Raw genomic sequence first — 23,299 nt, forward strand, 5'->3', positions numbered from 1 at the left:
ATCGTGTGGTTTGTTTGATTTCGAACATAAACGCGCGAAATTCGAAAGTGAAACGTGATTTCATGCGCTTTTTTGCGCATCCTGTCATATTTCTGTAACAATCTGTGCGTTGATTCACAGTAACATTCACCGTGATTTCTTAACATCGCCGCCTCTGTAGCCGGGCGCGAGATGCCCGGTCATTTTTTGAAAGGCCACGGAGGCTGTTATGCTCAGTATCTTTAAACCTGCGCCACATCGGGCGCGACTGCCAGAGGCAGAGATTGATCCTCTCTACCGCCGTCTGCGTTGGCAAATCTTCCTCGGGATCTTCTTCGGGTATGCGGCGTACTATCTGGTACGTAAAAACTTTGCGCTCGCCATGCCGTACCTGGTGGAACAGGGCTTCTCTCGCGGCGATCTGGGATTTGCGCTGTCGGGGATCTCCATCGCGTACGGTTTTTCGAAGTTCATTATGGGGTCGGTGTCGGATCGTTCGAATCCGCGCGTGTTCCTGCCCGCCGGTTTGATCCTCGCGGCAGCGGTGATGCTGTTCATGGGCTTTGTGCCGTGGGCGACCTCCAGCATTGCCATCATGTTCGTGCTGCTGTTCCTCTGCGGCTGGTTCCAGGGAATGGGGTGGCCGCCATGCGGACGCACCATGGTTCACTGGTGGTCACAGAAAGAGCGTGGCGGCATTGTATCGGTCTGGAACTGCGCGCATAACGTCGGGGGCGGGCTTCCGCCGCTGCTGTTCCTGCTGGGGATGGCCTGGTTTAACGACTGGCATGCCGCGCTCTATATGCCAGCCTTTGGTGCCATTCTGGTGGCGATCATCGCCTTTGCCCTGATGCGCGACACCCCACAGTCCTGCGGCCTGCCGCCGATTGAAGAGTACAAAAACGACTACCCGGATGATTACAGCGAGAAGCACGAAGAAGAGCTGACGGCAAAGCAGATCTTCATGAAGTATGTGCTGCCAAACAAGCTGCTGTGGTACATCGCGGTGGCGAACGTGTTTGTCTACCTGCTGCGCTACGGCATCCTCGACTGGTCGCCAACCTACCTGAAAGAGGTGAAGCACTTCGCGCTGGATAAATCCTCCTGGGCCTATTTCCTGTATGAATACGCGGGCATTCCCGGCACGCTGATCTGCGGCTGGATGTCGGACAAAGTGTTTAAGGGCAATCGTGGGGCGACGGGCGTGTTCTTTATGACGCTGGTCACCATCGCGACGGTCGTTTACTGGCTAAACCCGCCGGGTAATCCGGGTGTGGATATGGCCTGTATGATTGTCATCGGCTTCCTGATTTATGGTCCGGTTATGCTGATTGGCCTGCACGCGCTGGAGCTGGCGCCGAAGAAAGCGGCAGGCACGGCGGCAGGCTTTACCGGTCTGTTTGGCTACCTCGGCGGTTCAGTGGCGGCAAGCGCCATCGTCGGTTACACCGTCGACTTCTTCGGCTGGGACGGCGGCTTTATGGTGATGATTGGCGGCAGCGTGCTGGCTGTTCTGCTGCTGGTTGTTGTGATGATTGGTGAAAAACGTCACCACGCCGAAGTGCTGGCGCGTCGTCAATAAGGAGCATTGCGATGAAATTAACTCAGTTAGCGACAGGCCTGCTGCTGGCGGGTCTGATGACAGGCTCCGCGCTGGCGGCGGATAAAATCGTGATCGCCCACCGTGGCGCCAGCGGTTATCTGCCGGAGCATACGCTGCCGGCAAAAGCGATGGCCTATGCCCAGGGCGCGGATTATCTGGAGCAGGATCTGGTGATGACAAAGGACGACCAGCTGGTCGTTCTGCATGACCACTATCTTGACCGCGTGACGGACGTGGCGGAGCGTTTCCCGGATCGCGCCCGTAAAGATGGCCGCTACTACGCCATCGACTTCACGCTGGCGGAGATCCGCTCGCTGAAGTTTACCGAGGGCTTCGAGATTGAAAACGGCAAGAAGGTGCAGGTCTATCCGGGACGTTTCCCGATGGGCAAGTCTGACTTCCGTATTCACACCTTCGAAGAGGAGATCGAGTTTGTTCAGGGGCTGAACCACTCGACGGGCAAAAATATCGGTATCTACCCGGAAATCAAAGCGCCGTGGTTCCACCATCAGGAAGGGAAGGACATTGCCGCCAGGACGCTGGAGGTACTGAAAAAGTACGGCTACACCAGCAAGCAGGATAAGGTTTTCCTGCAATGTTTCGATGCGGCGGAACTGAAGCGCATCAAAACCGAGCTGGAGCCGAAGATGGGGATGGATCTCAATCTGGTGCAGCTGATTGCGTATACCGACTGGAATGAAACCCAGGAAAAACAGCCGGACGGGAAGTGGGTGAACTACAGCTACGACTGGATGTTTAAGCCGGGCGCGATGAAGCAGATTGCGCAGTACGCCGACGGCATCGGGCCGGATTACCACATGCTGGTGGCTGAAGGCTCAACGCCGGGTCACGTGAAGCTGACGGCGATGGTGAAAGAGGCGCATGCGAGCAAGATGCAGGTGCATCCGTATACCGTTCGTGCAGACCAGCTGCCGGAGTATGCGCCGGACGTGAATCAGCTTTACGACGTGCTGTATAACCAGGCGGATGTGGACGGGTTGTTTACGGATTTCCCGGATAAAGCGGTGAACTTTTTGAAGGATAAACGCTGAAATTGCCGGGTGGCGGCTGCGCCTTACCCGGCCTACGAACTGCGGTTTTGTAGGTCGGGTCAGCGAAGCGCCACCCGACACAATCACATCTCGATCTCGATATCGCCTTTTGCCCGGCAGCAGCAGGGCAAAATTTCCCCTTCGCTGATAAAGGCCAGCGGTTCGGTCAGCCAGTCTACCTGGCCTGCGACCAGACGGCAGCGGCAGGAGCCGCAGTAGCCTTCACGACACTGGTACTCTACTTCAACCTGATGCGCTTCAAGCGCCACCAGCAGAGAAGGGTGCTCTTCCTGGCACAGCACCTCTGTACCAGAAAGGCTCAGCGTTACGCGGCTCATCAGAGCTGGAAATCGCTCAGGTCGTCGGTGTTGACTTCAGAATCAATCTGACCGACCAGATAAGAACTCACTTCCACTTCCTGCGGCGCAACCTGCACGTTATCGGACACCAGCCAGGTGTTGATCCACGGAATCGGGTTAGAGCGCGTCTGGAATGGCAGATCGAGACCCACAGCCTGCATGCGGATGTTAGTGATGTACTCCACGTACTGGCACAGAATGTCTTTGTTCAGGCCAATCATGGAGCCGTCGCGGAACAGGTAGTCTGCCCACTCTTTCTCCTGCTGGGCGGCCTGAACGAACAGGTCGTAGCATTCCTGCTTGCACTCTTCGGCAATCGCAGCCATCTCCGGGTCGTCCGCACCGCTGCGCAGCAGGTTCAGCATATGCTGGGTGCCGGTCAGGTGCAGGGCTTCGTCACGGGCGATCAGACGGATAATTTTGGCGTTACCTTCCATCAGCTTGCGCTCGGCAAAAGCGAAGGAGCAGGCGAAGCTTACGTAGAAGCGGATTGCTTCCAGCGCGTTGACGCTCATCAGGCACAGGTACAGCTGTTTTTTCAGGGTCCGCAGGTTTACGGTGACGGTTTTACCGTTCACGTTGTGCGTGCCTTCGCCCAGCAGATGCCAGTAGCTGGTCATCTCGATCAGCTCGTCGTAGTAGTGCGCAATGCCTTCGGCACGCTTCTGGATCTGTTCGTTGGTGACGATATCGTCAAACACCACCGCCGGATCGTTTACGATGTTGCGGATGATGTGGGTGTAAGAGCGGGAGTGGATCGTCTCGGAGAACGCCCAGGTTTCTACCCAGGTTTCCAGCTCAGGAATCGAGATCAGCGGCAGCAGCGCCACGTTCGGACTACGGCCCTGGATGGAGTCCAGCAGCGTCTGGTACTTCAGGTTACTGAGGAAGATGTGCTTTTCGTGTTCCGGCAGCGCCTGGAAATCGATACGGTCGCGGGAAACGTCAACTTCTTCCGGACGCCAGAAGAAGGAGAGTTGCTTTTCAATCAGCTTTTCGAAGATGTCATATTTTTGCTGATCGTAGCGTGCCACGTTGACCGGCTGGCCGAAGAACATCGGCTCTTTGAGCTGGTCGTTTTTCGTCTGTGAAAAAGTGGTATATGCCATTGCGGTGAGTCCTGTTGAGATTTTATTGCCCGGCGGCACTGCGTTTGCCGGGCCTACAAAACCGTAGGCCGGGTAAGCGTAGCGCCACCCGGCGAAGTGCTTAGATCTTACATGCGCCGCTTTCGCAGCCATCGTCCTGAATTGACGGCGCCAGGTCGTCCTGGGCGTCTTCCGCTCCATCACGGGTGTTGTGATAGTACAGCGTTTTCACGCCAAATTTGTAAGCGGTGAGCAGGTCTTTCAGCAGTTGCTGCATCGGAACCTTGCCTGACGGGAAGCGCGTCGGGTCGTAGTTGGTATTGGCAGAAATCGACTGGTCGATAAACTTCTGCATGATACCCACCAGTTGCAGGTAGCCGTCGTTGTTTGGCATTTCCCACAGCAGCTCGTAGTTGTCACCCAGCGTCTCGTAATCCGGGACCACCTGACGCAGCACGCCGTCTTTCGACGCTTTGATGCTGACGTGGCCGCGCGGTGGCTCAATACCGTTGGTGGCGTTGGAGATCTGCGAAGAGGTCTCGGACGGCATCAGGGCAGAGAGCGTGGAGTTACGCAGGCCGTGCGTTTTAATGGACTCGCGCAGGCCTTCCCAGTCGAGGTGCAGCGGCTCGCTGACAATCGCATCCAGGTCTTTTTTGTAGGTGTCGATCGGCAGAATGCCTTTCGCGTAGGTGGTTTCGTTGAACCACGGGCACGCGCCTTGCTCTTTCGCCAGCTCGTTAGAGGCTTTCATCAGGTAGTACTGGATCGCTTCGAACGTCTGGTGCGTCAGATTGTTGGCGCTGCCGTCGGAGTAACGCTTGCCATTTTTCGCCAGCCAGTAGGCGAAGTTGATCACGCCGATACCTAAAGTGCGACGGCCCATTGCGCCGCGTTTAGCCGCCGGGATTGGGTAATCCTGGTAATCCAGCAGGGCGTCGAGCGCACGAACCGCCAGCACCGCCAGCTCTTCCAGCTCGTCCAGGCTCTTAATCGCACCCAGGTTGAACGCAGAGAGCGTACACAGCGCAATTTCGCCGTTTTCGTCGTTCACATCGTCCAGCGGTTTGGTCGGCAGGGCGATCTCCAGGCACAGGTTGGACTGGCGCACTGGTGCAACCACCGGATCGAACGGGCTGTGGGTGTTGCAGTGGTCAACGTTCTGGATGTAGATACGGCCGGTAGAGGCACGTTCCTGCATCATCAGGGAGAACAGGTCTACCGCCTTCACGCGCTGCTTACGGATGCTGTCGTCTTTTTCATATTTGGTGTACAGACGCTCGAACTCGTCCTGATCGGCAAAGAACGCGTCGTACAGACCCGGGACGTCGGATGGGCTGAACAGGGTGATGTCTTCCCCTTTCAGCAGACGGGTGTACATCAGCTTGTTGATCTGCACGCCGTAGTCCATGTGACGCACGCGGTTGCCTTCCACGCCGCGGTTGTTCTTCAGAACCAGCAGGCTTTCCACTTCCAGGTGCCACATTGGGTAGAACAGGGTCGCAGCACCGCCGCGCACGCCGCCCTGAGAGCAGGATTTTACTGCCGTCTGGAAGTGCTTGTAGAACGGAATACAGCCGGTGTGGAACGCTTCACCGCCGCGGATCGGGCTGCCCAGCGCACGGATACGGCCGGCGTTGATGCCGATACCGGCACGCTGGGAAACGTATTTCACGATGGCGCTGGAGGTCGCGTTGATGGAATCCAGGCTGTCACCACACTCGATCAGTACGCAGGAGCTGAACTGACGGGTAGGGGTACGCACGCCAGACATGATTGGCGTAGGCAGAGAAATCTTGAACGTAGAGACCGCATCGTAGAAACGCTTCACGTAGTCCAGGCGGGTTTCACGCGGGTAATTAGAGAACAGGCAGGCGGCCACCAGAATATAGAGGAACTGGGCGCTCTCGTAGATTTCGCCCGTCACACGGTTCTGAACCAGGTATTTGCCTTCGAGCTGCTTCACCGCCGCGTAGGAGAAGTTCATGTCGCGCCAGTGATCGATAAACCCGTTCATCTGCTCGAACTCTTCTTCCGTATAGTCTTCCAGCAGATGCGTGTCGTATTTGCCCAGCTCGACCATTTTCACCACGTGATCGTAAAGCTTCGGCGGCTCGAACTGGCCGTAGGCTTTTTTACGCAGGTGGAAAATCGCCAGACGCGCAGCGAGGTACTGATAATCCGGTGCGTCGCGGGAGATCAGATCTGCCGCTGCTTTGATAATGGTTTCGTGGATATCAGACGTTTTGATGCCGTCGTAGAACTGAATGTGAGAACGCAGTTCAACCTGGGAGATAGATACGTTGTTCAGTCCTTCTGCTGCCCAGTCGAGAACTCGATGGATTTTGTCCAGATTGATACGCTCGGTGGTACCGTCGCGCTTTGTCACCAGCAGACTCTGATTCATGTGGGTTTTTACCTGTCCGTGAAATAAAAAATATCCCCCGCTTATCCACAGACCCGTCTTGTGACTAACTCTGTGGATAAATACTACATATAGGGGTTTTGCGATAAGAAGAACGCTATATGGTGAGTATTCTAGTAAGGATTCTTTTCAGTACAAGGGTTGATTTTGACGTTAAATTGAGGTTGTGAAAGGGTAAAAAAGCCTAAGTCCTCGTGCCGTAAGGCCTGGAAGAGATGTCAATAATTAAGAAAAAAAATTCAAAATTTGATCGAGTGCTGATTTCTTCAACGGGAGGTCAGAATTGCGCAACATGATGTCGCGCAATCATTATAAGAATAACGGATGACGTTAGTCGTTTTTGGCGGTTGTGTGCAACATATAGTTAACATCCACGCCTGGGGCCAGTTTGAATTTATCCGTCAGCGGATTGTAGTGCAGACCCGTCATGTGCTGCTCCTTAAGCCATGTCTGGTCAACCCAGCCCAGCAGTTCGGCAGGCTTGATGAACTTCTTCACGTCGTGCGTCCCTTTCGGCACCATGCGCAGCACGTATTCCGCACCTACCACGGCCATCAGCCAGGCTTTGCCGTTGCGGTTGATGGTCGAGAAGAAGACCTGTCCACCCGGTTTCACCAGTTTTGCACAGGCGCTGACCACCGACTGCGGATCGGGAACGTGCTCCAGCATCTCCATGCAGGTCACCACGTCATACTGGTGCGCATGTTTTGCCGCGTGCTCTTCCACGGTTTCCTGTACGTATTCAACCTGTATGCCGGACTCCAGCGCATGAAGACGGGCAACCTGTAGAGGTTCGAAGCCCATGTCCAGACCGGTGACGGTGGCCCCTTCACGCGCCATACTTTCCGCCAGGATGCCGCCGCCGCAGCCGACGTCGAGCACTTTCTTACCGAACAGACCGCCGGAACGCTCCGCGATATAGCCCAGACGCAGCGGGTTAATACGATGCAGAGGTTTGAACTCACCTTCGAGATCCCACCAGCGGGACGCCACCGCTTCAAATTTGGCAATCTCTTCGTGGTCAACGTTGTGAGCCACCGGGGATTTTTCGGCATTCATGGGCGCTTTTACTCCTTATTTAGCAAGACAAATGAGTATATCAGGCAATCCCTGTGAATAAAGCGTATAGGTTTACCTGTATCACCGCGGCTGTGTTATAATTTGCGACCTTTGAATCCGGGATACAGTAGAGGGATAGCGGTTAGATGAGCGACCTTGCGAGAGAAATTACACCGGTTAACATCGAGGAAGAGCTGAAAAGCTCCTATCTGGACTATGCGATGTCGGTCATTGTTGGCCGTGCGCTGCCGGACGTCCGCGATGGCCTGAAGCCGGTACACCGTCGCGTACTATACGCCATGAACGTATTGGGCAATGACTGGAATAAAGCCTACAAAAAATCTGCCCGTGTCGTTGGTGACGTAATCGGTAAATACCATCCCCATGGTGATTCCGCGGTGTACGACACCATTGTCCGTATGGCGCAGCCCTTCTCGCTGCGTTACATGTTGGTAGATGGTCAGGGTAACTTTGGTTCTATCGACGGCGACTCCGCCGCGGCAATGCGTTATACGGAAATCCGTCTGGCGAAGATTGCCCATGAGCTGATGGCTGACCTGGAAAAAGAGACGGTTGATTTCGTTGATAACTACGACGGCACGGAAAAAATTCCTGACGTTATGCCAACGAAGATCCCAAACCTGCTGGTGAACGGTTCGTCCGGTATCGCCGTCGGTATGGCAACCAACATTCCGCCGCACAATATCACGGAAGTGATCAACGGCTGCCTGGCCTACATTGACGATGAAGACATCAGCATTGAAGGGCTGATGGAACACATCCCGGGCCCGGACTTCCCGACGGCGGCAATCATCAACGGTCGTCGCGGTATTGAAGAAGCGTACCGCACCGGTCGTGGCAAGATTTACATCCGTGCCCGCGCCGAAGTGGAAGCTGACGCTAAAACCGGCCGTGAAACCATCATTGTTCACGAGATCCCGTATCAGGTGAACAAAGCGCGTCTGATTGAAAAAATCGCCGAGCTGGTAAAAGAAAAACGCGTTGAAGGCATCAGCGCGCTGCGCGACGAGTCTGACAAAGACGGTATGCGCATCGTGATTGAAATCAAGCGCGACGCGGTGGGTGAGGTTGTGCTGAACAACCTGTACTCTCAGACTCAGCTTCAGGTCTCCTTCGGTATCAACATGGTTGCGCTGCACCATGGTCAGCCGAAGATCATGAACCTGAAAGAGATCCTGAGCGCGTTCGTGCGTCACCGCCGTGAAGTGGTGACCCGTCGTACCATCTTCGAACTGCGCAAAGCGCGCGACCGTGCCCATATCCTTGAAGCACTGGCCGTTGCTCTGGCGAACATCGACCCGATCATCGAGCTGATCCGCCGTGCGCCGACGCCGGCAGAAGCGAAGGCGTCGCTGGTTGCGCGTCCATGGGATCTGGGCAACGTGGCGGCAATGCTGGAACGTGCCGGTGATGACGCTGCGCGTCCTGAGTGGCTGGAGCCTGAATTCGGCGTGCGTGACGGTCAGTACTACCTGACTGAACAGCAGGCCCAGGCGATTCTGGATCTGCGTTTGCAGAAACTGACCGGCCTTGAGCATGAAAAACTGCTCGACGAGTACAAAGAGCTACTGGAGCAGATTGCCGAGCTGCTGCATATCCTGGGTAGCGCAGAGCGCCTGATGGAAGTGATCCGTGAAGAGCTGGAGCTGGTTCGCGATCAGTTCGGCGACGAGCGTCGCACCGAAATCACGGCCAACAGCTCTGATATCAACATTGAAGATCTGATCAACCGCGAAGACGTGGTAGTGACGCTGTCTCACCAGGGCTACGTGAAGTATCAGCCGTTGACCGACTACGAAGCACAGCGTCGTGGCGGTAAAGGCAAATCTGCGGCACGTATTAAAGAAGAAGACTTCATTGACCGTCTGCTGGTGGCCAACACCCACGACACGATCCTCTGCTTCTCCAGCCGGGGCCGTCTGTACTGGATGAAAGTCTATCAGCTGCCGGAAGCGAGCCGTGGCGCGCGGGGTCGTCCTATCGTCAACCTGCTGCCGCTGGAAGCGAACGAACGTATCACCGCCATCCTGCCGGTACGCGAGTACGAAGAGGGCGTGAACGTCTTTATGGCGACCGCGAGCGGTACAGTGAAGAAAACCGCGCTGACCGAATTCAGCCGTCCACGTTCCGCCGGGATCATCGCGGTGAACCTGAACGAAGGCGACGAGCTGATCGGCGTGGATCTGACCTCCGGTTCCGATGAAGTGATGCTGTTCTCTGCCGCCGGTAAAGTGGTGCGCTTTAAAGAGAACGCTGTGCGCGCAATGGGTCGTACGGCGACCGGCGTGCGTGGTATCAAGCTGGCGGGTGAAGACTCCGTTGTTTCCCTGATCGTTCCGCGTGGCGAAGGCGCAATCCTGACCGTCACCCAGAACGGCTACGGTAAACGTACAGCGGAAAGCGAATACCCGACCAAGTCTCGCGGCACGCAGGGCGTTATCTCCATCAAAGTGACCGAGCGCAATGGTTCCGTTGTTGGCGCGGTGCAGGTGGACGACGCGGACCAGATCATGATGATCACCGATGCCGGTACGCTGGTGCGTACACGCGTGTCTGAGATCAGCGTGGTGGGTCGTAACACCCAGGGCGTTATCCTCATCCGCACTGCGGAAGATGAAAACGTCGTCGGTCTGCAACGCGTTGCTGAGCCGGTGGATGACGAAGAGCTCGACTCTATCGACGGCAGCGTCGCGGAAGGGGATGATGAAATCGCCCCGGAAGCGGACACCGATGATGAAGCAGCGGATGACGCTGACGAGTAACGTCTCCTGACGCATAAAGGGCCGGTTTCCGGCCCTTTTGTTTTGCGCAAGCAGACAAGTGAACGTTGCGACAAGCCGCGTTTACCGCTACCTTAACCACATTCTTTATGACCCCGACGGCGGAGCCTCGCCCCTTTGAAATACCTCGTCTCCTTTCGTACCACGTTAAAAGTCTCTCGCTATCTGTTTCGGGCGCTTGCGCTACTGCTATGGTTGCTGGTGGCACTGCTCTCGGTGTTTTACATCGTTAACGCGTTACATCAGAAAGAAGCGGAGATCCGCCAGGAGTTTAACTTAAGCTCGGATCAGGCCCAGCGCTATATCCAGCGCACCTCTGACGTGATGAAAGAGCTTAAGTATATTGCGGAGAATCGACTCACGGCGGAGAACGGCATTCTTGCCATCCGCGGTCGGGATGAAAAAACCGAAGTACCTGATTTCGAACCGCTCTTCCCGGACTCCGATTGTTCCGCCATGGGTAAAGCCTGGCGTGGTTCACTGGAGTCCCTGTCATGGTTTATGCGCTACTGGCGCGATAACTTCTCGGCCGCCTACGATCTGAACCGCGTCTACCTGATTAGCAACGAAAATCTCTGCATGGCGGATTTCGGCCTGCGGGATATGCCCGTCGAACGCGAAGACGCGCTGAAAAGCCTGCATGAGCGCATAGTGAAATACCGCAATGCGCCTCAGGAAGAGCGCGGGAACAACATCTTCTGGATAAGCCAGGGGCCGCGCATGGGCGTCGGCTATTTCTATGCCCTGACTCCGGTTTACCTCGGAAACCGCCTGCAAGCGCTGCTGGGGATTGAACAAACCATCCGCATGGAAAACTTCTTCACGCCGGGCAGTCTGCCAATGGGCGTGACCATTCTGGATGAAAACGGCCATCCGCTCATCTCCCTTACCGGGCCTGAAAACCGCCTGAAGGTGGAACCCAGCTGGATGCAGGAGCGGTCATGGTTTGGCTATACCTCCGGGTTCCGCGAGCTGGTGCTAAAGAAAAGTTTACCGCCATCGTCGCTGAGCATTGTCTACTCGCTGCCGGTGGACAAGGTGCTGGAGCGCATTCGCATCCTGATCCTTAACGCTATTTTGCTGAACATCGCGGTAGGAGTCGCGCTGTTTATGCTGGCGAGAATGTATGAGCGGCGGATCTTTATTCCGGCGGAGGCGGATGCTCAGCGTCTGGAGGAGCATGAGCAGTTTAACCGTAAAATTGTCGCCTCGGCGCCGGTGGGGATCTGCATCCTGCGTACTCAGGACGGGACAAATATCCTCAGTAACGAGCTTGCCCATAACTACCTGAACATGCTCACGCATGAAGACCGCCAGCGGTTAACGCAGATCATCTGCGGGCAACAGGTTAACTTTGTGGATGTGCTGACCAGCACCCACACCAACCTGCAAATCAGCTTCGTCCATTCGCGCTACCGCAATGAAAACGTGGCCATTTGCGTGCTGGTGGACGTCTCTGCGCGCGTGAAAATGGAAGAGTCATTGCAGGATATGGCGCAGGCGGCGGAGCAGGCCAGTCAGTCGAAATCGATGTTCCTCGCGACCGTCAGCCATGAGCTGCGAACGCCGCTGTACGGTATTATCGGTAACCTCGATCTGCTCCAGACCAAAGAGCTGCCGAAAGGGGTCGACCGGCTGGTGACGGCCATGAACAACTCGTCCAGCCTGCTGCTGAAAATCATCAGCGATATTCTCGACTTCTCTAAAATTGAATCCGAGCAGTTGAAAATAGAGCCGCGCGAGTTCTCCCCGCGCGAGGTGATGAACCATATCTGCGCCAACTATCTGCCGCTGGTGGTGCGTAAACAGCTGGGGCTGTACTGCTTTATCGAGCCGGATGTGCCGCTGACGCTGCATGGCGATCCGATGCGTCTGCAACAGGTCATCTCAAACCTGCTGAGCAACGCCATCAAATTCACTGATATCGGCTGTATTGTGCTGCACGTCTGTCGGGCAGGGGAGTACCTGACCATTCGCGTGCGCGACACGGGGGTTGGCATTCCGGCAAAAGAGGTCGTTCGCCTGTTCGATCCATTCTTCCAGGTGGGAACCGGCGTCCAGCGTAATTTCCAGGGGACCGGGCTAGGTCTGGCGATTTGCGAGAAGCTTATCAGCATGATGGACGGGGATATCTCCGTCGATACTGAGCCAGGAATGGGCAGCCAGTTCACCATTCGTATTCCGCTCTATTCGGCGCACTATCCGGCGAAAACCACGGTCGACGGGCTGAGCGATAAGCACTGCTGGCTGGCGGTGCACAACGCCTCCTTACATGATTTCCTGACCTCGATGCTGACCAGCAGCGGCGTGCGGGTTTCACGCTACGAAGGCCAGACGCCGGACGCGGATGACATGCTGATCACCGACGTTGAGCCGGAGCAGGCGTGGGCGGGGCGCGGCGTGGTGATGTTCTGCCGCCGTCATATCGGTATTCCGCTTGAGCGTTCGCCTGGGGTATGGGTGCACAGCGTGGCGACACCGCACGAGCTGCTGGGCTTGCTGGCGCGTATTTACAGCGTGCAGCTTGAGGACAGCGATGGCGCCACCGTGCTGGCTTCCCCTGATGAGCTGGCGTCGGTGAACGACGATATGATGATTCTGGTCGTCGACGACCATCCAATTAACCGTCGTCTGCTCGCAGACCAGCTTGGCTCTCTGGGCTATCAGTGTAAAACGGCCAATGATGGCGTGGATGCCCTGAATGTCTTAAGTAAGAACCATATTGATATTGTGCTCAGCGATGTGAACATGCCTAACATGGACGGCTACCGTCTGACGCAGCGTATCCGACAGCTGGGGCTGACGCTGCCGGTGGTGGGGGTCACAGCCAACGCGCTGGCGGAGGAGAAGCAGCGCTGTCTGGAGTCGGGAATGGACAGCTGCCTGTCGAAGCCGGTCACGCTGGATGTACTGAAGCAGACGCTGTCCGTGTATGCGGAGCGGGTACGAAAAGCGAGACAATAAAAAAGGCCCGAAAGGGCCTTTTTTATTTCTCCGGCGGCTGTAGGCCGGGTAAGCGCGAGCGCCACCCGGCGTAGACAGCGAAGATCAATCTTTGTCCGTTGCGCTCAGCGTCACGGAAGAGAGATAGTTCAGCAGGGCGATATCGTTATCCACACCTAGCTTCATCATCGCGGATTTTTTCTGGCTACTGATGGTTTTAATACTGCGGTTCAGCTTCTTGGCGATTTCAGTAACCAGGAAACCTTCAGCGAACAGACGCAGTACTTCACTCTCTTTAGGCGAGAGACGCTTGTCGCCATAACCACCCGCGCTGATTTTTTCAAGCAGGCGTGAGACGCTCTCAGGAGTGAATTTCTTCCCTTTCTGTAGCGCCGCCAGCGCTTTTGGCAGATCGGTAGGTGCGCCTTGTTTCAGCACAATCCCTTCAATATCGAGATCCAGAACGGCGCTCAGGATCGCCGGGTTATTGTTCATGGTCAGAACAATGATCGAAATGTCCGGGAAGTGGCGTTTAATGTATTTGATGAGCGTGATCCCATCACCGTATTTATCTCCAGGCATGGAGAGATCGGTAATGAGCACGTGCGCATCAAGTTTAGGCAGGTTGTTAATAAGGGCTGTGGAATCTTCAAATTCACCGACTACATTCACCCACTCGATCTGTTCAAGTGATTTGCGAATACCGAACAGTACAATCGGATGGTCATCGGCAATAATTACGTTCATATTGTTCATGTATAAGGCTACCTTGCTACAGCAAGCTCTTGACGTAAGCGTCAATGTCGCTGATGTATTTTTCAATGCCAGAGGCATCTTTCTCACGAATTAGATGTTCCAGCGTTTCACATAACTGCTTGCCGGGAACCAGATTAAGCATGGCAAACACCCCTTTAAGCCGGTGTGCTGTCTGTGCCAGCGCTGCAAAATCCTGCGCAGCGGACTCAGTATACAACCGCTTAACATCATCTGGTACTGTATCAACGAAGAGCGAATAATATCCGCTGGCATGGAGTTCGGCATTTTCATCGCCGCCTAACGGTGACTCCAGGATCTCTTCCTGCGCCAGATTCTCTTCAATCAGTTGTAATACAGCTTCCTGCATTGCATTGCTCATATTAAAGTTGACGCGCAGCTGCCCAGGGCCGATTTTCCGCACGCCTGGCTCATCATCGCTTAAAAGCAAGCCTGAGGCAGTAAGATTAGACGGATTATCAGTTAAAAATAGATCAAATTCTTGACTCGCGAGCCTTTCGTCCGGGGTAATGCAGGACGCCCCCCAGTTTTCCAGCTGACGAACGACGATATTTCGGATCTCACTGGAGGTCACATCCACCATCACCACCACATCATCCAGTAGACGCTCTTCATCCTCTTCCTGGGGATTCGCCGCCATTTTTACGTGTAAAGAGTAGCGGGTGCCGAGAGATTCGCGCGCCTTGATGTTCAGATGACCGCCCAGCTTACGCGCCAGCTGATCGCAAAGCCAGAAGGTGAGGGCATTCGCCTTACCGTAGTGGTCGCGCTGGGTATCGTTCAGGAACGGGAAGTGCAGGTTATCAATTTCGCTCACGGTGACGCCTTCGCCCGTATCCAGAATACGGAACGTCAGACGATCGTCGGTGGACTCATCGGTGCTGACTTCAAGGGTGATCTTGCCGATCTGCGTCGTGGTGACGGCATACTGAATCAACATCATCAGGATGCGACGCAGGGCATCGCGATCGCCGTGACGTTCGTCGTTGGCCGGTAAATGGTTGTTGATCAGCAGCTGGAGTCCTTTGCGCTTGATCACCGGCAGCACTTCCGGCACCACCTCATCAATCAGATCCTGGATAGAGAAGAGCGTAGGGGTGCCTTTCCAGATGTCATTCTCTAGCATGTTCGCAAGCTGGATTTCGTCCACCAGACGAACCAGTGAATCAGCCTGGCTGCTTAGCTGTCGGCTTTCCGGCGTGCTCAGATCAGCAATCTGCGTGGCGAGTGACTTCAACGGCTGTTTAAAGGCATCGCCAATATTTTGCATAAACGCGGCGCGGCCATGCTGGTTTTTCTCGTACAGCCTTTGCGCCTGCTTGAGCTTTTTATTCACCAGCACTTCGCGATCCTGATCGCGAATGATGAAGATTTGCGTGCGCGAGGCGACCTGACTGCGGAACTGACGGATCTCATACAGTTCATTATTAATGGTGGCCTGGATGACGCCCTGATGCTGGTCCGCCATGGCCGTAATATTTTGCAGGTTAAGATGCGGCAGAAGGTGATCGGCAATTTTATTGCTCATTACCGTGCGGTTTGCCTCCTGATCGTGAACGAGCACCCCAAGCGGCAACACGGAAATAATCTCTTCATTCAGGGCGCGAAGAATGCGCAGCTCGTTGCTGGTCCCGGCTGACACCGACGTCGAGTCGCTCTGGCGTCCCGACTGGAAACGGAAGGTGCTGTAACCAAACAGCGCCAGCGCCAGCAGGCCGATATTCAGCAGCAGCGGCAGCAGAATGTTTTGCAGGGTATCAAGCATCAGGGTGCCAAAAGGCACCTGCCACACCAGACGCATACCGGTTGAGTTGAGCGATGAGGCAATCTCAATCTTTGAGCCATTAAAGGAGATCGCTACGCTGTCCGCGCCTTCTTTATCCGACGGCGTGCGCATATTTTGGGTGCTGTTGTCTGGCTCCAGACGGAAGCTGTCCAGCGGCATATCCGGTGGGATCAGATCGTTAATCGGCAGGTCGAAGGCAACCACGGTCGCCAGATGGCCCGGCTGGTTAAAGGTGGTTCGCAGCGTAAAGTAGTGGCCATTCTGCCAGGCAAGACGGCGTAATGACGAGAAACTTTCGCGCTCGTCCAGCGCGTTGGCCTGTTGCAGCATTTCTGCCCGACGGGAATCGACAATACTGCCAACGGTGGTCTCTTTAAAGCCGGACGAGAGATCCTTAAGCGGCAGGGTCGAGATCAGGATCATGCTGTTGTCCTGACCGTTCAGGTAATACATGGACCACGGTACGGTCTCTGCGCCCCACAGGGTGTCCAGATAGGAGGAGATCCGCTGCGTCATCTCAAGCGTTGCGCTGTCGTGCGAGCCGAAAATCAGGGCTTCCGTCTTGCGCTGCGGTTTTTCCAGGTAATACACATCCTGCTTAAGGCGCGTTTCCTGCAACCCTTCGCCTGATGAGGTGGCAGGCGCGGCAGCGATATTGTCGTAGATTTGCCAGGTCGCATAGCGCCACGTATCAATGCGCTTGTGCACCGCATGGGTGATATCGACGATTTGATAGCTTTTATCTTTCAGCCAGGTGTTAACGGCGCTCTGGATCATCACTCCCATTGTGACTAACAGCACAACGATCAACAGAAGAAAGAAACGGGTGATGCTGCCCGGTAGAAGGGAGAATTTGCTCGGGGCGGTAGTTTCAGTCTGACTCATCGATGTGTTTAACCCGTAATGGCCGCGCGGTAATGGGATAGGGCAGTATAAAGGGTAATAACTGAATTTCCAGCGTCGTTATCGGTATGACCTTGACTTTTTATCCGGGTAACCGGCTTCAACGTCCCCGGATGAAAGGTGTACAAAACCCCGTGAAATGTATAAATACGCGGTCGCACCGGCAGAAAAATAGCACGAATAAACAAGAAATTAATTTCGATAGCATAAAAACAATTCAGTGCAAGCCGGATGCGGGATTTAGTTAATAGTCGTTATCATTACTGAGCGGTAGCACATTAAATGTAGGCTGACGTAAAGAAAGGTAAAAAAAAACCGAATGCGAAGCATCCGGTTCAATTAGGGATAAACAGACATTCAGAACTGAATGACGGTAATAAATAAAGTTAATGATGATAGCGAGGGTTATTTTAGTGGTGTTGAAGGGAATTTTTTTGTCATTCAGTGCTGTACTGTTTTTTGCTCTAATTGTATGAATTAAATAGAATATATTTTTGTTTTGATTATCCGTGCTATATTTTTAAACTATTTATGCTCTGTAAAAGTTCCTCCAAATTTACAAATTGAAACATCTTGATGGTAAAGTGAAATATCTTCAAAGTTTTCGTATCATATTCTTGTTGGATTATTCTGCATTTTTGAGGAGAATGAACTTGCCGACTGGTTAAGAGGGTTGACCAGTAAGCAGTGGTAAATAATAAGGCATATAACAGAGGGTTAATAAAATGAAAGTTAAAGTACTGTCCCTCCTGGTACCAGCTCTGCTGGTGGCAGGCGCAGCAAATGCGGCTGAAATTTATAACAAAGACGGCAACAAATTAGATCTGTACGGTAAAGTGGATGGCCTGCACTATTTCTCTGATGACGACAGTGCAGACGGCGACCAGACCTACATGCGTCTGGGCTTCAAAGGCGAAACTCAGGTTAACGACCAGCTGACCGGTTACGGCCAGTGGGAATACCAGATCCAGGGTAACTCTGGTGAGAACGAAAACAACTCATGGACGCGTGTGGCGTTCGCAGGTCTGAAATTCGCTGATGCGGGTTCATTCGACTACGGTCGTAACTACGGCGTTGTTTACGATGTGACTTCCTGGACTGACGTTCTGCCGGAATTCGGCGGCGACACCTACGGTTCTGACAACTTCATGCAGCAGCGTGGTAACGGCTTCGCGACCTACCGTAACCAGGACTTCTTCGGTCTGGTTGATGGTCTGAACTTCGCGTTGCAGTACCAGGGTAAAAACGGCAGCCCAAGCGGCGAAGGCCAGACCAACAACGGTCGTGACGCGCTGCGTCAGAACGGTGATGGCTACGGCGGATCTCTCACCTACGATCTGGGCGAAGGCTTCGCACTCGGTACGGCGGTCACCAGCTCTAAACGTACTGCTGACCAGAACGCGCCAGGCTACTTCGGTGAAGGCGATCGCGCAGAGACCTACACCGGTGGTCTGAAATACGACGCGAACAACATCTACCTGGCTGCACAGTATACCCAGACTTACAACGCGACCCGCGTTGGCGATCAGGGCTGGGCTAACAAAGCACAGAACTTCGAAGTGGTTGCTCAGTATCAGTTCGACTTCGGCCTGCGTCCATCCGTGGCTTACCTGCAATCTAAAGGTAAAGACATCGAAAACTATGGCGATCAGGATATCCTGAAGTATGTTGATGTTGGCGCGACTTACTACTTCAACAAAAACATGTCCACCTACGTTGATTACAAAATCAACCTGCTGGATGAAAATGACTTCACCCGTCAGACAGGTATCGGTACCGACGATATCGTCGCGCTGGGTCTGGTTTACCAGTTCTAATTGCTCATACTGCAACAAAGGGGCCATCAGGCCCCTTTTTTCATGCTTTTTTAGGGTCTTCAAATACGCTGTTTTAGTGTACTCTTGCCGCCCTGGCATGAGGATAATAACCAATGGATATGACTTTTTTACGCGCCAGCGTTCTGGCGACTTTTTTATTCCTGACCGCGTGTGACTCTTCCACACAACCCGCAAAAATCGACGCACCCGCCGCGACGGTGCTGGAAGGGAAAACCATGGGGACCTTCTGGCGCGTCAGCGTGATGGATATTGATAAGTCCCGCGCTGAAGAACTACGCGGTAAAATTCAGGCGCAGCTGGATGCCGACGATCAGCTACTCTCTACCTATAAAAATGACTCAGCGCTGATGCGTTTCAATCGCTCCAGCAGCACCTCGCTGTGGCCGGTGAGCGAAGCGATGGCCGATATCGTCACGGAAGCCATGCGCGTGGGCTACAAAACCAACGGCGCAATGGATGTGACCGTGGGGCCGCTGGTGAACCTGTGGGGATTTGGCCCCAACAAGCAGCCGGTGACTACACCCGATCAAGCCGCCATCGACGACGCCCGCGCCCGTACAGGGTTACAGCATCTGGCGGTGATCTCCCAGTACGGTCAGCAATACCTGCAAAAAGATATTCCCGATCTGTTTGTCGATCTCTCCACGGTAGGCGAGGGGTATGCTGCGGATCATCTCGCGGCCCTGATGGCGCAGGAAGGCATTCCCCGTTATCTGGTTTCCGTCGGGGGCGCGCTCGTCAGCCGGGGCATGAACGCCAGCGGCAGGCCGTGGCGTGTGGCCATCCAAAAACCAACCGATCAGCAGAACGCGGTGCAGGCGATTGTCGACATCAACGGGCACGGTATCAGCACCTCCGGAAGCTACCGTAACTATTACGAGCTGGATGGCAAACGTATCTCGCACGTGATTGATCCGCAAACCGGACGCCCGATTACCCACAACCTGGTGTCCGTAACGGTGATAGCCCCAACCGCGCTGGAGGCGGATGCCTGGGATACCGGATTGATGGTGCTCGGCACGGAGAAAGCCAAAGAGGTGGTGCGTCAGGAAGGGCTGGCCGTCTATATGATCACCAAAGAGGCTGACGGGTTTAAAACCTGGAGTTCGCCGCAGTTCAACAGCTTCCTGGTGAGCGAAAAAAATTAAAAAGCAAGGTTGCGGGTTTTTGTTCGGTGGCGTTCAGGCAAGCTGAGCGTATGCTTGTAAGAGGAGCCGATGATGAAAAACACAACCTATCTTACCGATGAGGATCGCTGGCAGGCTGTTCTGGCCCGCGATCCGCTTGCGGATAACCAGTTTGTCTTTGCCGTGCAGACGACCGGCATTTATTGTCGTCCGTCCTGCCGCGCCCGCCACGCGCTGCGTAAAAATGTCTGCTTTTATCCTGATGCTCACCAGGCCGCGCAGGCGGGTTTCCGCCCCTGTAAGCGCTGTAGGCCGGACCAGGTCGACCCTATGGCGCAGAAAAAGGCCAGCATTGCGCTGGCCTGTCGACTGCTTGAACAGGATGCCGCGCTGAACCTGGAGGCACTGGCGCAGCAGGTTGGCATGAGTCCGTTCCATTTCCACCGCTTGTTTAAATCCGTCACCGGCATGACGCCGAAAGCATGGCAGCAGGCCGTGCGTGAACAACGCCTGCGCACCCTGCTTGCACAGGGCGGTAAAATCACCGACGCCGTACTGGCCGCTGGCTTTCCGGACGGCAGCAGCTACTACCGTAAAGCCAACGGCGCGCTGGGCATGACGGCAAAACAGTACCGCAACGGAGAGGCTGCGGTCCGCTATGCCATCAGTGACTGCTCGCTGGGCCGCTGTCTGGTGGCCGAAAGCGAGCGCGGGATCTGCGCAATACTGCTGGGTGATGACGACGCCGGGCTGACGGCTGAGCTGCTGTCACTGTTTCCGCTTGCCGTCCGTGAACCGATGGAAGGCGCGTTTGCCGGGCGTGTTCGGCAGGTTATTGCCTCTGTCGACAGCCGCGCGACGCCGTTGACGCTGCCGCTGGATATCCGGGGTACCGCCTTCCAGCAGCAGGTCTGGCAGGCGCTGCGGGCTATCCCCTGCGGTGAAACGGCAAGCTATCAGCAGGTGGCGAAGGCCATTGGTAAACCCAATGCCGTACGTGCCGTGGCGGGGGCCTGCGGAGCCAACAAACTGGCGATTGTGATCCCCTGTCACCGCGTGGTGCGTAACGACGGTGCGCTCTCGGGCTATCGCTGGGGGGCAGCGCGTAAGGTACTATTATTAAAACGTGAGGCGAACAACCCGGAGGGATAATGCTCGATCTTTTTGCTGATGCTGAACCCTGGCAGGAGCCGCTCGCGCCGGGGGCGACGATCCTGAGACGCTTCGCGCTTTCCCGCGCGGCGGCGCTGTTCGACGGTATTGATGCCGTCACCACCCGTTCGCCGTTTCGCCATATGGTTACGCCGGGCGGGTATACCATGTCCGTGGCGATGACCAACTGCGGCGAACTGGGATGGGCGACGAATGCGCGGGGCTATGTATATGCCGCGAACGATCCGCTGACGGATCAGCCGTGGCCGCCGATGCCGGAGGCGTTTCAGGCGCTGTGTCATGACGCTGCCGTGGCGGCCGGCTATCCTGATTTTCGACCCGATGCCTGTCTTATCAACCGCTATGCCGTTGGGGCAAAGCTCTCCTTGCATCAGGATAAGGACGAGCCGGACCTGCGCGCGCCGATTGTCTCGGTATCCCTTGGGCTGCCCGCTGTCTTTCAGTTTGGCGGCCTGCGGCGCAACGACCCGCTCAAACGGCTGATGCTGGAGCATGGCGATGTGGTGGTCTGGGGCGGTGAATCACGGCTTTTTTATCATGGTATTCAGCCGCTTAAACCTGGCGATCACCCGGTGGCGGGGGCATTTCGCTACAACCTCACGTTCCGTCAGGCGGCATACAGAGAATAAAAATAAGAATTATTCTTGATGTGTGTGAAAGGCAGTTTACACTGCTGGCTGATTTTTCTTGTCCGGATTGCTCTGCATGCAACTACTTCTTCTTGTCTGGCGGCAGTATCGCTGGCCTTTTATCGCGGTGATGGCGTTAAGCCTTGCCAGCGCGGCGCTGGGGATCGGCCTGATTGCCTTCATTAACGTGCGTTTGATCGAAATGGTCGACACGTCACTCTCCGTCCTGCCGGAATTTCTGGGTTTACTGCTGCTGCTGATGGCAGTCACGCTCGGGTCACAGCTGGCGCTGACCGCGCTCGGCCACCACTTCGTTTTCCGTCTGCGCAGCGAGTTCATCAAACGGATCCTTGATACTCAGGTGGAACGCATCGAACGGCTGGGAAGTGCCTCTCTGCTGGCGGGGCTGACCAGCGATGTGCGCGCCATTACCATCGCCTTTGTGCGCCTGCCGGAGCTGGTGCAGGGTATCATCCTGACCTTTGGCTCGGCAGCCTATCTCGCCTGGCTCTCCAGCAAAATGCTGGCGGTGACGGCGTTGTGGATTGTTATTACCATCTGGGGCGGGTTCCTCCTGGTATCACGTGTTTATAAGCACATGGCGGTGCTGCGCGAAACGGAAGACAAGCTCTATAACGATTACCAGACGGTGCTGGAAGGGCGCAAAGAGCTGACGCTGAACCGCGAGCGCGCCGAGCATATCTTCAACCACCTCTATATCCCGGATGCGCACGAATATCGTCATCACATTATTCGCGCCGATACGTTCCACCTGAGCGCCGTGAACTGGTCAAACATCATGATGCTGGGTGCCATTGGCCTGGTATTCTGGATGGCGAACAGCCTGGGGTGGGCGGATACCAACGTGGCGGCAACGTACTCCCTGACGCTGCTGTTTTTACGCACGCCGCTGCTGTCGGCCGTTGGCGCACTGCCAACGCTGCTGAGCGCTCAGGTGGCCTTCAACAAGCTGAAGAAGTTCGACCTTGCGCCGTTTAAGGCTGAGTTCCCGCGCCCGCAGGCCTTCCCGAACTGGCAAACGCTGGAGCTGCGTAACGTCACCTTCCGCTATCAGGATAACGCCTTCTCCGTAGGGCCGATCAACCTGACCATTCATCGCGGCGAACTGCTGTTCCTTATCGGCGGCAACGGCAGCGGCAAATCCACGCTGGCGATGCTGCTGACGGGCCTCTACCAGCCGCAGGCGGGTGAAATTTTGCTGGATGGTAAAGCCCTGAGCGCGGAGAAACCGGAGGACTACCGCAAGCTCTTCTCGGCGGTATTTACCGACGTCTGGCTGTTCGACCGGCTGCTGGGCCCGGAAGGGCAGCAGGCGGATCCGGCGCTGGTGGAGAAATGGCTTGCGCACCTGCAAATGTCACACAAGCTGGAGCTACAGGATGGCAAAATCCTGAATCTCAAACTGTCGAAAGGGCAGAAGAAGCGCGTGGCGCTACTGCTGGCGCTGGCCGAAGAGCGCGACATCATCCTGCTGGATGAGTGGGCCGCCGATCAGGACCCGCACTTCCGTCGCGAGTTTTATCAGGTCCTGCTGCCGCTGATGCAGGCGATGGGAAAAACCATTTTTGCCATCAGCCATGACGATCACTACTTCATTCACGCCGACCGTCTGCTGGAGATGCGCGACGGCAAGCTGAGCGAGCTGACCGGCGATGAGCGCGATGCGGCGTCACGGGACGCGGTGGCGCGTACGGCCTGATTGCAATTGTGCCGGGTGACCCCCGGCACACTAATTTTTC

The 23,299-nt window shown here is 55.4% G+C and carries 15 protein-coding genes; 9 read left to right on the top strand and 6 right to left on the bottom strand.

The genetic code is table 11. From position 1 onward, the window contains the following. The first annotated feature begins 208 nt into the window (after positions 1–208). Both glpT and glpQ read left to right on the top strand, forming a co-directional pair. Positions 209–1,561 (top strand): glycerol-3-phosphate transporter, encoded by a 1,353-nt coding sequence (gene glpT / locus RHN82_RS17525; protein WP_003859423.1) that lies wholly within the window; start codon positions 209–211, stop codon positions 1,559–1,561. 11 nt (positions 1,562–1,572) lie between these two features. After that, entirely contained in the window at positions 1,573–2,634 is a 1,062-nt protein-coding gene (gene glpQ / locus RHN82_RS17530) for a glycerophosphodiester phosphodiesterase (RefSeq protein ID WP_047053319.1), read from the top strand. Between the two features lie 83 nt (positions 2,635–2,717). Here the strand turns inward: glpQ and yfaE are convergent, their stop codons facing one another. From yfaE to ubiG, 4 genes are all read right to left on the bottom strand, one after another. Then, complete coding sequence (yfaE, locus tag RHN82_RS17535) at positions 2,718–2,972, bottom strand: class I ribonucleotide reductase maintenance protein YfaE (protein ID WP_003859419.1); 255 nt, start codon at positions 2,970–2,972, stop codon at positions 2,718–2,720. Further along, a complete protein-coding gene (nrdB, locus tag RHN82_RS17540) occupies positions 2,972–4,102 on the bottom strand; it encodes a class Ia ribonucleoside-diphosphate reductase subunit beta (RefSeq protein WP_047053603.1) in 1,131 nt (376 codons plus the stop codon). Before nrdB ends, yfaE begins: the two co-directional genes overlap by 1 nt. A gap of 100 nt (positions 4,103–4,202) precedes the next feature. Further along, positions 4,203–6,488, bottom strand: a complete 2,286-nt coding sequence (nrdA, locus tag RHN82_RS17545) for a class 1a ribonucleoside-diphosphate reductase subunit alpha (RefSeq protein WP_003859415.1) — start codon at positions 6,486–6,488, stop codon at positions 4,203–4,205. A gap of 348 nt (positions 6,489–6,836) precedes the next feature. Beyond that, positions 6,837–7,565, bottom strand: a complete 729-nt coding sequence (gene ubiG / locus RHN82_RS17550) for a bifunctional 2-polyprenyl-6-hydroxyphenol methylase/3-demethylubiquinol 3-O-methyltransferase UbiG (protein WP_047053322.1) — start codon at positions 7,563–7,565, stop codon at positions 6,837–6,839. A 146-nt stretch (positions 7,566–7,711) separates the two neighbouring features. Here ubiG and gyrA point away from each other — a divergent pair, with 146 nt between their 5' ends. Further along, on the top strand, positions 7,712–10,348 hold the full coding sequence (gene gyrA / locus RHN82_RS17555; protein ID WP_015572288.1) for a DNA topoisomerase (ATP-hydrolyzing) subunit A: 2,637 nt from the start codon (positions 7,712–7,714) through the stop codon (positions 10,346–10,348). Positions 10,349–10,483: 135 nt separating this feature from the next. Then, positions 10,484–13,330: a two-component system sensor histidine kinase RcsC gene (rcsC, locus tag RHN82_RS17560; protein ID WP_047053323.1), complete on the top strand. Its 2,847-nt coding sequence runs from the start codon at positions 10,484–10,486 to the stop codon at positions 13,328–13,330. A gap of 84 nt (positions 13,331–13,414) precedes the next feature. Here the strand turns inward: rcsC and rcsB are convergent, their stop codons facing one another. Beyond that, positions 13,415–14,065, bottom strand: coding sequence for a response regulator transcription factor RcsB (rcsB, locus tag RHN82_RS17565; RefSeq protein WP_003859405.1), 651 nt, complete (start codon positions 14,063–14,065; stop codon positions 13,415–13,417). Positions 14,066–14,081: 16 nt separating this feature from the next. Then, positions 14,082–16,754, bottom strand: a complete 2,673-nt coding sequence (gene rcsD, locus RHN82_RS17570) for a phosphotransferase RcsD (protein ID WP_047053325.1) — start codon at positions 16,752–16,754, stop codon at positions 14,082–14,084. A gap of 743 nt (positions 16,755–17,497) precedes the next feature. On the opposite strand from rcsD, the gene RHN82_RS17575 reads away from it, so the two are divergent. The 5 genes from RHN82_RS17575 to RHN82_RS17595 all read left to right on the top strand — a co-directional run bounded on the left by RHN82_RS17575 (position 17,498) and on the right by RHN82_RS17595 (position 23,259). After that, complete coding sequence (locus RHN82_RS17575) at positions 17,498–18,589, top strand: porin OmpC (protein WP_006811342.1); 1,092 nt, start codon at positions 17,498–17,500, stop codon at positions 18,587–18,589. A 113-nt stretch (positions 18,590–18,702) separates the two neighbouring features. Further along, positions 18,703–19,758, top strand: a complete 1,056-nt coding sequence (gene apbE, locus RHN82_RS17580; RefSeq protein WP_047053327.1) for an FAD:protein FMN transferase ApbE — start codon at positions 18,703–18,705, stop codon at positions 19,756–19,758. Between the two features lie 72 nt (positions 19,759–19,830). After that, positions 19,831–20,889 (top strand): bifunctional DNA-binding transcriptional regulator/O6-methylguanine-DNA methyltransferase Ada, encoded by a 1,059-nt coding sequence (ada, locus tag RHN82_RS17585; RefSeq protein ID WP_047053328.1) that lies wholly within the window; start codon positions 19,831–19,833, stop codon positions 20,887–20,889. Further along, a complete protein-coding gene (gene alkB, locus RHN82_RS17590; protein ID WP_048983063.1) occupies positions 20,889–21,539 on the top strand; it encodes a DNA oxidative demethylase AlkB in 651 nt (216 codons plus the stop codon). The genes ada and alkB overlap by 1 nt, the downstream gene beginning before the upstream one ends. A 76-nt stretch (positions 21,540–21,615) precedes the next feature. Next, positions 21,616–23,259: a multidrug ABC transporter permease/ATP-binding protein gene (locus tag RHN82_RS17595; protein ID WP_047053332.1), complete on the top strand. Its 1,644-nt coding sequence runs from the start codon at positions 21,616–21,618 to the stop codon at positions 23,257–23,259. Positions 23,260–23,299 lie beyond the last annotated feature (40 nt).

Source organism: Enterobacter cloacae complex sp. EB5, assembly GCF_031432835.1.
Lineage (GTDB): Bacteria > Pseudomonadota > Gammaproteobacteria > Enterobacterales > Enterobacteriaceae > Enterobacter > Enterobacter hormaechei_C.